Source organism: Bradyrhizobium sp. (assembly GCF_035484855.1).
Lineage (GTDB): Bacteria > Pseudomonadota > Alphaproteobacteria > Rhizobiales > Xanthobacteraceae > Bradyrhizobium.
Window position 1 is genome coordinate 1 of sequence record NZ_DATHOP010000289.1, and the last position, 13,352, is coordinate 13,352.

Below are 13,352 nucleotides of genomic sequence, written 5' to 3' on the forward strand. Positions count from 1 at the left end.
GGAGGTTCTGGACCGCGCCTCGCATCCGGTCGGCATCGTGACAAAATCGGCGCTGGTGACCCGCGACATCGATATCCTGGCACGGATGGCCAAGCGCAATCTCGCCAAGGTGGCGATTTCGGTGACGACGCTGGATGCGCAGCTCGCCCGCACTATGGAGCCGAGAGCATCGACGCCGGCACGGCGGCTTGAGGCGCTGCGGCAGCTTTCCGAAGCCGGAATTCCAACCACCGTGATGGTCGCCCCGGTCATCCCGGCGCTGAACGACAGCGAGATCGAGCGCATTCTGGATGCGGCGGCCCACGCCGGCGTTAAGGAAGCGAGCTACGTCCTGCTGCGCCTGCCGCTTGAGGTCCGCGATCTCTTTCGCGAATGGCTGATGGCGAATTATCCGGATCGCTACCGCCATGTCTTCACCCTGATCCGCGACATGCGGGGCGGGCGCGACTACGACTCGCAATGGGGCACGCGGATGAAAGGCACCGGTCCGATGGCCTGGATGATCGGACGCAGGTTCGAGATCGCCTGCGAGAAACTCGGGCTCAACAAGCGGCGCTCGAAACTGACCACCGACCATTTCGCGAAGCCCAAGCGGAGCGGGGAGCAACTCAGCCTGTTCTAGTTGGAGACCGGGTTATGCGTTTTCTGGCGATTGTGGCGCTGTGCGCCGCGCTGTGCGGTTGCGCCGCGTCGAAGCAGGAAGTCGTCGCCCGATTGGGCGATCGATACATCGGACAGAACGTCGATGCGCTGGTCGTTCGGTTCGGACCGCCGACAAGCGTGTTTAAGATGAACAGCGGCCAAAGCTCCTATATCTGGCAGCTTTCGGCGGTGACCGACATCGCTACCGACAGAGGTTTTGGGACAGCCAGTACGCGCTATTGCAAAGTCACCGTCATCGCATCTGCTGCCGGGATCGTGCAGCGGCTCGATACCGAAGATCAAAATGCCGGCGTTGGAGTGCCGGGGCTGCTGGGTGTGTACGGCAGCATGTGCGGCCAGCGGCTCGGGATGAAGCCCCAAACATAGTTCAACGATTTCGAAGTTCGAATCATATCGGCATCGTTCCCGAACCTCATCCTGAGGAGCATCGCATGAGCGATGCGTCTCGAAGGATGGCCGCGGGCGACGGCCGTGCAAGCCGCCATCCTTCGAGACGCAAGCCGTCGCCCTTGGGGCGAAGGCTTGCTCCTCAGGATGAGGTTCGAGAGCCTGGAAACGACCGGTTTCATGGAATCGGTCGTCTAGTTCCGGCCAAGACCTAAGCGAGCCGTTCTCCCATTTTGTTTGTCGTAACATCGTCTGGCAGATTATGCTGTCCTTCCGATCAGGAGGCAAAATGATCCTGCGCACCAATCGAACGGAAAAACTCGGTATTCGCCTGAGCCCCGCCGCAAAGCAGACCTTGCAGGCGGCCGCAGCCGTCGAACGCAAGTCCGTCAGCGAATTCGTGCTCGACACCGCGCTCAGCGAGGCCGAGGAGCGGCTTGCCGATCGGCGGATCTTTACGCTCGATGGCAAGGGATGGGACGCCTTTGTTGCCGCGCTGGACGCGTCGCCAAGCCGTCATCCCCGCCTCGAGCGATTGTTTCGCAAACCTTCCGTGTTCGATCCCAAGAGCGAGCCGTGACGCCAGGATCTTTACTTGAATAGCGGGAATTGCGCCGAGTTCCCGGTTGCGCGGCCGCCTTCGCTTGCGCAACCATCCCGGCCATGATTCGGGACAAATCCAGGGACGATCCGGCCAAACCTGCGAAGGGCGTGATCGCCGTCGCGTCGCCGAGTTTTCGCCGCGAGCGCGCGCTGATTAAGCGCGGGGTCTGGCCGGTGGCCGGCTGCGACGAGGCTGGGCGCGGGCCGCTGGCGGGCCCGGTGGTGGCCGCGGCCGTGGTGCTCGATCCGAAGCGGATCCCCAAGGGCATCGACGATTCCAAGCGGCTGACGCCCGAGCGCCGCGAGGAACTGTTCGAGCAGATTTGCGCCACCGCCTCGTTTGCGGTGGCGTTAGCGCCTCCGACACGGATCGATCGCGACAATATCCTGCGCGCCTCGCTATGGGCGCTGGCCCGCGCGGTGCACGCGCTGCCGGAGCTGCCGAAACACGTATTCGTCGACGGCCGCGACCGGCTCGACACGCCGTGCGACTGCGAGGCGGTGATCGGCGGCGATGGCCTGGTGGTCTCGATCGCAGCGGCCTCGATCATAGCCAAAGTGACGCGCGACCGCCTGATGTGCGCGCTGGCGCAGGATTGCCCCGGCTACGGCTTCGAATCCCACAAAGGCTATAGCGTGCCGGAGCATCTGGAGGCGCTCGCCCGGCTGGGACCCACCGTGCATCACCGCCGGCTGTTTGCACCGGTCGTGGCCGCACGGGAAAGGCAACTCGCCATGACGTTCGAACCGGGCGTCGTCGCGACGGAAGCGCAGGTCGACGTCGGGCTTTCGGCCGGAATCTGATGCCTTGCTGGACGCGTTTCTTGACGCGAAGCGGTGCCCGCTTCGCTCGACAACGCCATGGTTGCCTCGGCGGCTCACGCGCTCTATCACACCTGCGAGATCGAATGACGCCGCCTGAGGGGCAGGCGTTGGCCATTCCGGACGGTTCATGCGTTTCACTTCCCTGATTATCGAACTGATCCGCGCCCGGCCGCGGCTGGTGGTATGGATCGTGGTGCTGCTGCAGGCCGCGCTGTGGCTGGTGGTGGCGCTGCTTCTGTATCGCAGCCCTCCCGGCGAGCTTGCGACCGTGCTGGCCTATGGCCGGGAATATCAGGTCGGAACCGATCTCGGGCCGCCGCTGGCATTCTGGCTCGCGGACATCGCGTTTCGCGCCGCCGGCAATCACATGCTCGGCGTCTATCTGCTGGCGCAGCTTTGCTCGGTCGTCACTTTCCTGACCCTGTACCGGCTGGCGCGCGCCATTGTCGGCGGCCAGCAGGCGGTGCTCGCGGTGCTGTTGACGCTGACGGTCGTGGTGTTCGCCTCGCCCGGGCTCGAGTTCGGCCCGCAGGTAGCGGCGCGCCCGCTGTGGGCGCTGCTGCTGCTGCATTCCTGGCAATTGATCGGCCAGAACCGGCGCAACGTGTGGTTTGCATGGTCGATCGAAGCCGGACTTCTGCTGCTGACGAGCCCGGCCGCCATCGGCCTGTTGCTGCTGCTGGCCGGATTTACGCTCGCCACCGCGCGCGGGCGGCGCATGCTGATGTCGTTCGATCCGCTGTTCGCGCTTTTGGTCATCGTCGTGCTGGCACTGCCTTACCTGATCTGGCTGATCCGGGCCGATACGCTTTCGCTGCCGCCCTGGCCCGCGATCGCGGATTTGAGCGCACGCGCGTTGCACGCCGCCGTGCTGCTCGGCGGCTTGCTGGCGGCGCTGTCGGGCATCGTGCTGCTCTCGGTGCTCAACTCCGGCTGGTTCGATCGCAATCCGGAAGAGGCGCCGATCATCTATCGGCCGCCGGTCGATCCCCTGGCGCGGCAGTATGTTTATTGCTTTGCGTTGGCGCCCGCGCTGATCGGAAGCCTGATCTCCGGAGTTTTCAATCTGGATGGCGTCGCCGGCGGATCCGGCGTCGCGCTGTTGATGTCGGGACTTGCCGTGATCGTGACGACAGGCGACCTGGTCTATTTGCGGCGCCAGCGCCTGTTGCGCTCGGTCTGGGCCGCCGCGATCGCTGCACCTGCGCTGGTGGCATTTGCCGCCACGCTGTTTCTGCCCTGGACCGGCGGCGGCGAGGTGGCGACGTCGTTGCCGGCGCGGGCGATTGGGCGTTTTTTCGGCGACAGTTTTGAGCGCCGCACCAACCAGCCGCTGCGGGCGGTGAGCGGCGATCCGCAGCTCGCCGCCCTGATCGCGCTGGACGCCGGCCGTCCGCACCTTTTGCTCGACGCGGCGCCGGAGCGGACGCCGTGGCTGAGCTTGCCGAAATTCTACCGCAACGGCGGCGTCGTGGTCTGGCGCGCATCGGATACGGTCGGCACCCCGCCCCCCGATATCGCGCAACGGTTTCCGGGCCTGGTGCCGGAAGTGCCCCGCGCGTTCGAATGGTTTGTCAACGGACGGCAGCCGCTATTGCGGATCGGCTGGGCCATCGTGCGGCCGAAGGCGCCGTAGCCGCGAGCGCAGCTTTGCTCAAGCCGTGGTTCAGTCCATCCGTTGCCACAGCCGGTGCACCAGCATTCCCACGCGCTTCTCGATCGCCGCCGCAGCGTCGAGCGCGAGGTCTTCGCGGTAGCGGCCTGCGATCAACTGCACGCCGATCGGCCTGCCCTCGTGCAGCGCCACGGGCACGACGGCGCTCGGCAGGCCAAGCACGTTGATCGCCGAGATGAAACGCAGGTCGTTCCAGAATAGCTCGCTCGCACGCTCCACGCTGACGGCGTCCGCGCGCGGACCGGGCGTCGGCTTCACCGTCGTCGGCGCAAGCACCACCGGATGGTCCTCGAGGAATAATTGCCAGGCGCGGATATGCGTGTTGCGCGCGGCCGTCAAGCGCATCCAGCCCACCAGGTCGCACGCTTTCGACTTCGCCTTGATGCCGCCCCAGGCCGTGTGAAAATCCCCCGTGGTCACCGCCAGCATGCCGGCTTCCTGCATCACGGCGACTTCATTGGCGATGATGTCGCACCAGGTCTGCCAGACCCCGTCGATGGCGGGCACCTCGACTTCGCTCACTTGGTAGCCCGCCCGCTCGAGATGGTCGGCACTCTGCCTGAGCGCCGCACGCACCGAGGGATCGACATCCATGTCGGCGGGCAACTTCGCCAGCGCAACCTTGATTGGTCGTTTCGGCTTCGGCCCGGTCAGGGGCGCCGGCACCCACCAGGGATCGCGCGGATCGCGCTGGCTCATGACTTCCAGCGCGAGTCTTGCGTCGGCGACGCTGCGCACGAGCGGTCCCTGCGCGGACATCAGGTGGGACATCATCGGCCGCTCGGTCGCCGAACTCTCGTTGTAGGCGGGGACCCGGCCCTGCGTCGGCTTGATGGTAACGATCCCGTTGCAGTGTGCCGGCCAGCGCAACGAACCGCCAATGTCGTTGCCATGCCCGATCGTTCCGATGCCGGCCGCCACCGCCGCGCCGGCGCCGCCCGACGATCCGCCGCAGGTGATATCGGGATTCCAGGGATTCAGCGTCAGCCCGTGCAGCGGATTGTCCGTGAAGCCGCGGAACGAGAATTCGGGCGTATTGGTCAGGCCGATGACGATCGCGCCGGCGCGCTTGAGATTGCGCACCACCGGCGCATCGGAAGGCGCGATGATCTTCATTTGCGCCGGCACGCCATTGGGATTGGGCCGGCCTTCGTAGTCCACGTTTTCCTTGATGGTGATCGGCACGCCGTGCAGCGGGCCGAGTTCGCGGCCCTTTGCTCGCGCCTTGTCGGCGGCCATGGCTGCCTTGCGCGCTTCCTCCGAAAGGTCGACGACCACCGCGTTGAGTTTTGGGTTGACGGCGCGCATGCGCTCCAGATGCGCGTCGAGGACTTCGACCGCGGCAATCGCGCCGGAGCGGATCGCCGCCGCGGTTTCGCCCGCCGACCATTGCCAGACCGGCCCCTTGGGCGGTCGCATCCTGGCGGATTTGTTTGACGCAGCCTTCGCAGCGGCGGCGGTGCGGCCCGGGATCTTGACCCCTGATTTTGTTCTCGCCCCGGTTGTGGCCGAGATGCGCTTCTTGCCGACTACAGCTTTCTTGCTCACGTCGCTGCTCCCATTCTTGGAGTGAACGGTAAGGGTGTCGAAGCATGGTGTCGAGTGCAGTGGCTTTTATTCAGCAAACTCGTCATGCCTGGGCTTGTCCCGGGCATCCACGTCTTGACGCGCTTGGTGGAAAGAAAGACTTGGATGGCCGGGACAAGCCCGGCCATGACGGCGGACTGAAAGCGTCGCGGGACTCAGGATGATGCAGCCTGCTCCAGCGCCTTCGCGATCGCGCGCAAATCCTGCCACGACATGCGCTTGTAGGATGGCGAGCGCAGCAGATAGGCCGGATGGAAGGTGGCGAGCGCGCGGATCGTTCGCGTGCCGGTGTCGTAGTCGAACCAGCGGCCGCGGGTCTTCATGATGCCCTCGCGTGTTCCCAGTAAGGTCTGCGTGGAGGGATTGCCGAGCGTCACCAGCACGTCGGGATCGACCAGTTCGATCTGGCGCTGGATGAACGGCAGGCAGATTTGCGTCTCCTGCGGCGTCGGCGTGCGGTTGCCGGGCGGCCGCCAGGGAATCACATTGGCGATGTAGGCTTTTGAGCGATCGAGCCCGATCGCCGCGATCATCCGGTCCAGCAACTTTCCCGAGCGCCCGACGAAGGGCAGGCCCTCGAGATCCTCCTCGCGGCCGGGGGCCTCGCCGACGAACATGATCCGCGCCTTGGGATTGCCGTCGGAAAACACCAGCCGGGTGGCGGTCGATTTCAGCGCGCAGCCGTCGAAATTTTCCAGTAGCTCCCGCAGCGCCTCCAGCGTCGGCGCGGTGCGCGCCGCTTCCCGCGCGGAGACGATCGCCGCCTCCGGTGCCTGCGCCGCCTCGACGCGCGCGGCCGGGACCGGGGCAGCCACCGGGATGGCCTTGGGCGGCGCGGCTGCGCTCGCCACAGGTACGAGGTCGGGATCGGCGAGCCGGTTGGCGGGCTCTTCCGCCAGCGCGCAGTCGACGCCGGCCTCCAGGTAGAAGGCGAGCAACTCGCGTACGGTGGGTGTGCGCTCAGGCGTCATGGCGTGGGGCTTGGAACATCCATCCAATCTAGGCCGGATCGCGCTGCAGCGAAACGCCTCAGCCGCCATTTCCATGGTTGTTCTCGGCTGAAAAATCGGACAAACGACGTATATAGGGAGTTCTCAACCGGGCCGGGACCAGATCATGAGCAGCGAAGAATTGCCGCCGCGCGAATCCATGGAATTCGACGTCGTGATCGTCGGCGCCGGGCCGTCAGGGCTTGCGGCGGCGATCCGGCTGAAGCAGCTCAATGCCGATCTCACCATCGTGGTCGTCGAGAAGGGCTCCGAGGTCGGCGCGCACATCCTCTCCGGCGCGGTGATCGATCCGGTCGCGCTCGACAAGCTCGTTGCGGATTGGCGCGAGGACGCCGACTGCCCGCTGAAGACGCAAGTCAAGATCGACAAGTTCTATTGGATGACTGCAGGCAGCGCGATCCCGCTGCCGGGCTTTGCGATGCCGCCGCTGATGAACAATCATCACTGTTATATCGGCTCGCTTGGCAATGTCTGCCGCTGGCTGGCGCGCAAGGCCGAGGCGCTCGGGATCGAGATCTATCCGGGCTTCGCGGCGGTGGAAGTGCTCTACGACGACAAGGGCGCGGTACGCGGCATCGCTACCGGCGACATGGGCGTCGCCAAGGACGGTTCGCACAAATCATCCTATACGCGCGGCATGGAATTGCTCGGCAAATACACGCTGTTCGCCGAGGGCGCGCGCTGCAGCCTCACCAAGCAGCTGATTGCGAAATTCTCGCTCGACGCCAACTCGGAGCCGCCGAAATTCGGCATCGGGCTGAAGGAAGTCTGGCAGGTCGATCCGGCCAAGCACCAGAAAGGCCTGATCCAGCATTCGTTCGGCTGGCCGCTGAACAATTCGACCGGCGGCGGCTCGTTCCTCTATCACTATGACGATAACCTGGTCGCGATCGGCTTCGTCGTGCATCTCAACTACGACGACCCGTACCTGTCACCGTTCGACGAGTTCCAGCGCTTCAAGACCCATCCCGCGATCCGCAACGTTTTCGAAGGCGGCAAGCGGCTCGCCTATGGCGCGCGCGCCATCACCGAGGGCGGCTATCAATCGGTGCCGCGGCTGACCTTCGCCGGCGGCGCGCTGATCGGCTGCGCGGCGGGTTTTGTCAATGTGCCGCGCATCAAGGGCGTGCACAACGCCATCGGCAGCGGTATGCTGGCGGCCGAACACGTCCATGCCGCGCTCGGCGCCGGCCGGGCCAATGATGAACTGGTCGAGTACGAGAATGCCTGGCGCGCCTCGCCGGTCGGCAAGGACTTGTATCCGGTGCGCAACGTCAAGCCGCTGTGGTCGAAGTTCGGCACCGTGATTGGCGTGGCGCTTGGCGGGATCGACATGTGGTGCAACACACTCGGCTTCTCGCTGTTCGGCACCCAGTCGCACGCCAAGCCCGACCGCAAGACGCTCGATCCGGCGAAAGCGCATGCGCCGATCGCTTCGCCCAAGCCGGACGGCAAGCTCACCTTCGACCGGCTGTCGTCGGTATTCATGTCCAACACCAACCACGAGGAGGACCAGCCGGTTCATCTGAAGGTCGCCGACATGAACCTGCAAAAAACCTCCGAGCACGATGTCTATGCCGGCCCCTCCAACCGCTATTGCCCGGCGGGCGTCTATGAATGGGTCGAGGAGACCTCAGGTCCCCGCTTCGTGATCAACGCCCAGAACTGCGTCCATTGCAAAACCTGCGATGTGAAAGACCCGAACGGCAACATCACCTGGGTGCCCCCGGAGGGCGGCGGCGGACCGAATTACGAGGCGATGTGACCACGATTGCGTGAGGCATGGTGGCCGGATAGGGATGCCGGCCACGATACCGCCACAGTGAAAGCCTTTGCAGGCGGTCGGCGGCACCCTAGGCGTTCCTGCCAGTCGATTCGCCAGGCCGTATCCTTGCGGTTGAACGCCAAAAGCGGCATTGTCGCGGGCTACGATGCTGCCGGTTGGGTTCGCATTCGAGACGATCCATAAGATCTTGAGATCTTGCCGTAAATCTTGCCGTCAACCCTGGAGCCAAGGCGAACCGTGATGCTTTCCATTCGTTTCAATCGCTCGACGATTGCCGCACTCGCCATCACCGCGCTCGCGGTGCCTGCCTCGCTTTCGGCGCAGACGCCCGACCATCCCTCCGACAATTCGGCGCAGTTCCCGACCAGCCACGACCTGAAATCGCTGACCCAGTCGGGCAGCTATCTGGCGGCGCGGCACGCCAATGTCGAACACGACGCGGCTTCCGCGGCGGCGTTCTACCGTTCGGCGCTCCGCACCGATCCGAAGAACAACGAGCTTCTGGACCGCGCCTTCATTTCCTCGCTCGCCGACGGCGATATCGACGAGGGCGTCAAGCTCGCCGAGCGCATCCTGACGGTCGACAAGTCCAATCGCGTCGCCCGCCTCGTGCTCGGCGTGCGCGACCTGAAGGCGAAGAAATATGCCGCCGCCCAGCTCAACATCAATCAATCGATCCGCGGCCCGATCACGGACCTGGTGGCGACGCTGCTGTCGGGCTGGGCCAGCTACGGCGCCGGCGATACCAAGGGCGCGGTTGCCAGCATCGACAAGCTGACCGGACCCGAATGGTATCCGATCTTCAAGGATCTGCATTCCGGCATGATCCTCGAGCTCGCGGGCAAGGAAAAGGAAGCCGGCGTCCGGCTGGAGCGGGCCTACAAGCTCGAGGATTCCATGCTGCGCGTGGCCGACGACTATGCGCGCTGGCTCTCGCGCAACAAGGACGACGCCGCGGCGACCGCGATCTACGAAGCCTACGACAAGAAGCTGCCGCGGCATCCCCTGGTGCTCGAAGGGATCCGCGAAACCAAGGCCGGCAAGAAGCTGCCGCCGCTGGTCGATTCGGCCCAAGCCGGCGCCGCCGAGGCGCTCTACGGCATCGGCTCGTCGCTGACGCGCCGCGGCGCCGAGGATCTGGCGCTGGTCTATCTGCAGCTGGCGCTGTATCTCGCGCCCAATCATCCGATGGCGCTGTTGTCGCTCGCCGACCTCTACGAATCGGTGAAGAAGCCGCAGATGGCGATCAAGGTCTATGAGCGGATGCCGGCGTCCTCGCCGCTGAAGCGCAACGCCGAGGTTCTGCTGGCGACCGATCTGGATGCCGCCGATCGCAGCGAGGAGGCGATCAAGATCCTCAAAGGTGTGGCGGCGGAAGATCCGAAGGATGTCGAAGCCATCATGGCGCTCGGCAATATCGAGCGCGGCCGCAAGAAGTTTGCCGACTGCACGGTGACCTACACCCAGGGCCTCAACGGCCTGCCGGAAGGCACCGAAAAGGCCAACTGGGTCTATTTCTATTATCGCGGCATCTGCGAGGAGCGCTCCAAGCAGTGGAGCAAGGCCGAAGTCGACATGCGCAAGGCGCTCGAACTGCAGCCCGAGCAGCCGCATGTGCTGAACTATCTCGGCTATTCGTGGATCGATCAGGGCATCAATCTCGACGAAGGCATGAAGATGATCAAGCGCGCCGTCGAGCAGCGCCCGGACGACGGCTACATCGTGGACTCGCTCGGCTGGGCTTACTTCCGCATCGGCAATTACGACGACGCGGTCAAGAATCTCGAGCATGCGGTCGAGCTCAGGGCCGAGGACCCCACCATCAACGACCATCTCGGCGACGCCTATTGGCGCGTCGGCCGCACGCTGGAAGCCAAATTCCAGTGGGCGCATGCCCGCGACCTGAAGCCCGAGCCGGAAGACCTGCCGAAGATCGAGGCCAAGATCGAAAACGGATTGCCCGACGATGCCTCCTCCTCGGCCGCCTCCGCCGACAAGAAAAAAGAAGACGGCAAGGGCGGCTGATCGCTCGGCTTGATCGAGGTGTGATCGCGATGCCGGCGCTGAGCGAGGACGGGCGCGCCAAGGTCAACCTGACCCTGCGGGTGATTGGCCGGCGGGTTGACGGCTACCATGAGCTCGAAAGCGTGGTCGCGTTCGCCGATTGCGCCGACCGGATCACGCTTTCGCCCGGGTCCGAACTACATCTCAAAACCACCGGGCCGCTGGCGCAGGCCTGCGGCGAGGGTGCCGACAACCTCGTGTTCAAGGCGGCGCAGCTGCTCGGCGAGCGCGTCGCCGGCCTCACGCTCGGCGATTTTATCCTCGACAAGATGCTGCCGGTAGCTGCCGGCATCGGCGGCGGTTCGGCGGACGCCGCAGCGGCGCTGCGGCTTCTGGCGCGCGCCAACGGCCTTGCGATCGACGATGCGCGCCTGATCGAGGTCGCGCAGATGACCGGCGCCGACGTGCCGGTGTGCCTGGCCTCGCGCGCCTGCGTCATGACCGGCGTCGGCGAAACCCTGATGCCGCTGAGTTTGCCGAAGATGCCCTGCGTGATGGTCAATCCGCGCGTGCCGGTGGCGACCAGGGACGTGTTCGACGCGCTGGGCCTGCGCAGCGGCGAATTGCTGGTGGGCGCAGCCGATGTGCTGCAGGCCACCGCCTGGCCGGAAGACGGCGCTTCGCTCGAAGACTGGGTCGAAGCGCTGGCTGGCGGCGCCAATGATCTCGAAGCGCCGGCGATGCGCATCCAGCCCGTGATCGGCGAGGTGCTCGCCGCGCTCAACGCCAGCAACGGCGCCTGGCTGGCGCGGATGTCGGGCTCGGGCGCGACCTGCTTTGCGATCTTCGAAAACACCGCCGAGGCCGGCCGCGCCGCCGAGAAGATCCGGCTCGATCACCCCGGATGGTGGGTGCATGCCGGGGTGTTGAGCTAATTCGCGGAGTGGAGAATATCGTAGGGTGGGTTAGCGCAGCGTAACCCACCATTACGAGGCAACACCGGCGCGTTTGGTGGGTTACGCCTTCGGCTAACCCACCCTACGTATTTGGTCGTCGCGCCAGCGCCAGCGAAATCCCGAGCCCGGCCATGAAAAGTCCAGAGCCCTGCCGCAATCGCCGAACGAAGACCGGTCGGCGTACCAGATGCGCGCGGGCGGTGGAGGCTGCCACCACCACGATGACGTCGGCAATCGTGTTGAGCGAGACCGAGATCAGGCCGAGTGCCATGAACTGGAGACCGGCATGGCCGGCGGCGGGGTCCAGGAATTGCGGAATGAACGCCAGGAAGAACGCTGCGGTCTTTGGATTGAGCGCCTCGACCAGGATGCCGTCGCGGAAGGCGCGTTCCGGGCCGGTAGAGCCCGCCTCTTGCGGCGGTGCATCGTTCGCGTCGCGGATGGTCTTGATGCCGAGCCAGATCAGATAGAGCGCGCCGATGAGCTTCAGACCAGTAAAGAGCTGCGCGCTGGCGAGCACGATCGCCGAGACGCCGAGGCCGCCGGCCACGACATGCACCATTCCGCCCAATGCCGTGCCAAACGTCGATGCGATGCCCGCCCTCCTGCCGCCAGATAACGTCCGCGCCGCAACGTAGAAAATGCCGGGCCCTGGAACGGCGGCAATGACCAGCGCCGCCAGCAGGAACAGCGAAAAATTGGCGCCGCTCACGGTCAATGCGACCGCGCCAAACAGAACGCCACCACCTGCTCGAGCGCGCTCTTCATGGGCGAGCCCGGAAACAGCGCCAGCGCATCGACCGCCATCGCGCCGTAATGCTGGGCGCGGCTGATGGTATCCTCGAGCGCGCGGTGTTTGGTCATCAGCCCGATGGCGTGATCGAGATCGCCGTCGCCGATCTCGCCGTGCTCGAGCGCCCTGGTCCAGAATGCGCGCTCGGAATCATTGCCGCGGCGGAACGCCAGCACCACGGGCAGCGTGATCTTGCCCTCCCGGAAATCGTCGCCGACATTCTTGCCGAGCTTGGCCGCCTTGCCGCCGTAGTCGAGCACGTCGTCGACCAGCTGGAACGCGATCCCGAGATTCATGCCGACCGAGCGGCACGCGGTCTGTTCGGCCTTCGGACGATTGGCGATCACGGGGCCGACCTCGCAGGCGGCGGCAAACAATTCAGCGGTCTTGCCGCGGATCACGGCGAGGTATTCGTCCTCGGTGGTCGCGGTATTCTTTGCGGCGGCGAGCTGCATCACTTCGCCCTCGGCAATGGTTGCCGCCGCCGACGACAGGATGTCGAGCGCGCGCAATGATCCGACCTCGACCATCATGCGAAAGGCCTGGCCGAGCAGGAAGTCGCCGACCAGCACGCTGGCCTCATTGCCCCACAGCATCCGCGCCGACAGCTTGCCGCGCCGCAATTCGCTCTCGTCGACCACATCGTCATGCAGCAGGGTGGCGGTGTGCATGAACTCGACCGAGGCCGCGAGCTTGATATGGCCGTCGCCGGAATAGCCGGTGAGATTTGCCATCGCCAGCGACAGCATCGGGCGCAGCCGTTTTCCCCCCGAGGAAATCAGGTGGTTGGCGACCTCCGGGATCATGGTGACTTCCGAGCCGGTGCGCGACAAAATGGTAGAGTTGACGCGCTCCATGTCGGCGGCGACAAGTCCGACCAGCTGATCTATCGAAGCGCCCGAGGGACTTTCGAAGGGTACAATAACCGCCACGCTGGTCTCCACCATTTGCCCAATTGGCCCTATCCTTAGGTATAACAATAGAAAGTGCCGGCTGGCGCGGCAAGGGCATGAAGCGGTTGACACGCGCCGCGTGGCCATCGCACCGGGCCGGCAGAGGAGAG

The 13,352-nt window shown here is 65.1% G+C and carries 12 protein-coding genes; 8 read left to right on the forward strand and 4 right to left on the reverse strand.

What is annotated here, in order from left to right:
- The 5 genes from VK804_RS32690 to VK804_RS32710 all read left to right on the forward strand — a co-directional run.
- Positions 1-622: radical SAM protein (locus VK804_RS32690; RefSeq protein WP_325752432.1), on the forward strand; the 622-nt coding region annotated here is incomplete at its 5' end.
- A 14-nt stretch (positions 623-636) separates the two neighbouring features.
- Positions 637-1,029, forward strand: coding sequence for a hypothetical protein (locus VK804_RS32695; protein ID WP_325752433.1), 393 nt, complete (start codon positions 637-639; stop codon positions 1,027-1,029).
- Between the two features lie 310 nt (positions 1,030-1,339).
- Positions 1,340-1,630, forward strand: coding sequence for a DUF1778 domain-containing protein (locus VK804_RS32700; protein WP_325752434.1), 291 nt, complete (start codon positions 1,340-1,342; stop codon positions 1,628-1,630).
- An 83-nt stretch (positions 1,631-1,713) separates the two neighbouring features.
- The gene (locus VK804_RS32705) at positions 1,714-2,457 is read left to right on the forward strand and encodes a ribonuclease HII (RefSeq protein ID WP_325752435.1); all 744 of its coding nucleotides are present in this window, start codon (positions 1,714-1,716) and stop codon (positions 2,455-2,457) included.
- Between the two features lie 148 nt (positions 2,458-2,605).
- On the forward strand, positions 2,606-4,114 hold the full coding sequence (locus VK804_RS32710) for a glycosyltransferase family 39 protein (protein ID WP_325752436.1): 1,509 nt from the start codon (positions 2,606-2,608) through the stop codon (positions 4,112-4,114).
- Positions 4,115-4,144: 30 nt separating this feature from the next.
- Here the strand turns inward: VK804_RS32710 and VK804_RS32715 are convergent, their stop codons facing one another.
- Positions 4,145-5,701 carry an amidase family protein gene (locus VK804_RS32715; RefSeq protein WP_325752437.1) on the reverse strand — a complete coding sequence of 519 codons (1,557 nt, stop codon included), beginning with the start codon at positions 5,699-5,701 and terminating at the stop codon, positions 4,145-4,147.
- Positions 5,702-5,895: 194 nt separating this feature from the next.
- Positions 5,896-6,711, reverse strand: coding sequence for a uracil-DNA glycosylase (locus VK804_RS32720; RefSeq protein ID WP_325752438.1), 816 nt, complete (start codon positions 6,709-6,711; stop codon positions 5,896-5,898).
- Positions 6,712-6,856: 145 nt separating this feature from the next.
- Between VK804_RS32720 and VK804_RS32725 the strand changes: the two genes are divergently transcribed.
- From VK804_RS32725 to VK804_RS32735, 3 genes are all read left to right on the forward strand, one after another.
- Complete coding sequence (locus VK804_RS32725; protein ID WP_325752439.1) at positions 6,857-8,515, forward strand: electron transfer flavoprotein-ubiquinone oxidoreductase; 1,659 nt, start codon at positions 6,857-6,859, stop codon at positions 8,513-8,515.
- A gap of 261 nt (positions 8,516-8,776) precedes the next feature.
- Complete coding sequence (locus VK804_RS32730; RefSeq protein WP_325752440.1) at positions 8,777-10,561, forward strand: tetratricopeptide repeat protein; 1,785 nt, start codon at positions 8,777-8,779, stop codon at positions 10,559-10,561.
- Positions 10,562-10,590: 29 nt separating this feature from the next.
- Positions 10,591-11,475, forward strand: a complete 885-nt coding sequence (locus VK804_RS32735; protein ID WP_325752441.1) for a 4-(cytidine 5'-diphospho)-2-C-methyl-D-erythritol kinase — start codon at positions 10,591-10,593, stop codon at positions 11,473-11,475.
- A gap of 103 nt (positions 11,476-11,578) precedes the next feature.
- Here VK804_RS32735 and VK804_RS32740 read toward each other — a convergent pair whose 3' ends face one another.
- Both VK804_RS32740 and VK804_RS32745 read right to left on the reverse strand, forming a co-directional pair.
- Positions 11,579-12,208, reverse strand: a complete 630-nt coding sequence (locus VK804_RS32740) for a LysE family translocator (RefSeq protein WP_325752443.1) — start codon at positions 12,206-12,208, stop codon at positions 11,579-11,581.
- Between the two features lie 2 nt (positions 12,209-12,210).
- Positions 12,211-13,221, reverse strand: a complete 1,011-nt coding sequence (locus VK804_RS32745; protein WP_325752442.1) for a polyprenyl synthetase family protein — start codon at positions 13,219-13,221, stop codon at positions 12,211-12,213.
- Between the last annotated feature and the right edge of the window lie 131 nt (positions 13,222-13,352).

Coding starts and splice junctions, on each gene's coding strand:
- VK804_RS32695 (WP_325752433.1), top strand. CDS start 637: ATGCGTTTTCTGGCGATTGTGGCGCTGTGCGCCGCGCTGTGCGGTTGC.
- VK804_RS32700 (WP_325752434.1), top strand. CDS start 1,340: ATGATCCTGCGCACCAATCGAACGGAAAAACTCGGTATTCGCCTGAGC.
- VK804_RS32705 (WP_325752435.1), top strand. CDS start 1,714: ATGATTCGGGACAAATCCAGGGACGATCCGGCCAAACCTGCGAAGGGC.
- VK804_RS32710 (WP_325752436.1), top strand. CDS start 2,606: ATGCGTTTCACTTCCCTGATTATCGAACTGATCCGCGCCCGGCCGCGG.
- VK804_RS32720 (WP_325752438.1), bottom strand. CDS start 6,711: ATGACGCCTGAGCGCACACCCACCGTACGCGAGTTGCTCGCCTTCTAC.
- VK804_RS32725 (WP_325752439.1), top strand. CDS start 6,857: ATGAGCAGCGAAGAATTGCCGCCGCGCGAATCCATGGAATTCGACGTC.
- VK804_RS32730 (WP_325752440.1), top strand. CDS start 8,777: ATGCTTTCCATTCGTTTCAATCGCTCGACGATTGCCGCACTCGCCATC.
- VK804_RS32735 (WP_325752441.1), top strand. CDS start 10,591: ATGCCGGCGCTGAGCGAGGACGGGCGCGCCAAGGTCAACCTGACCCTG.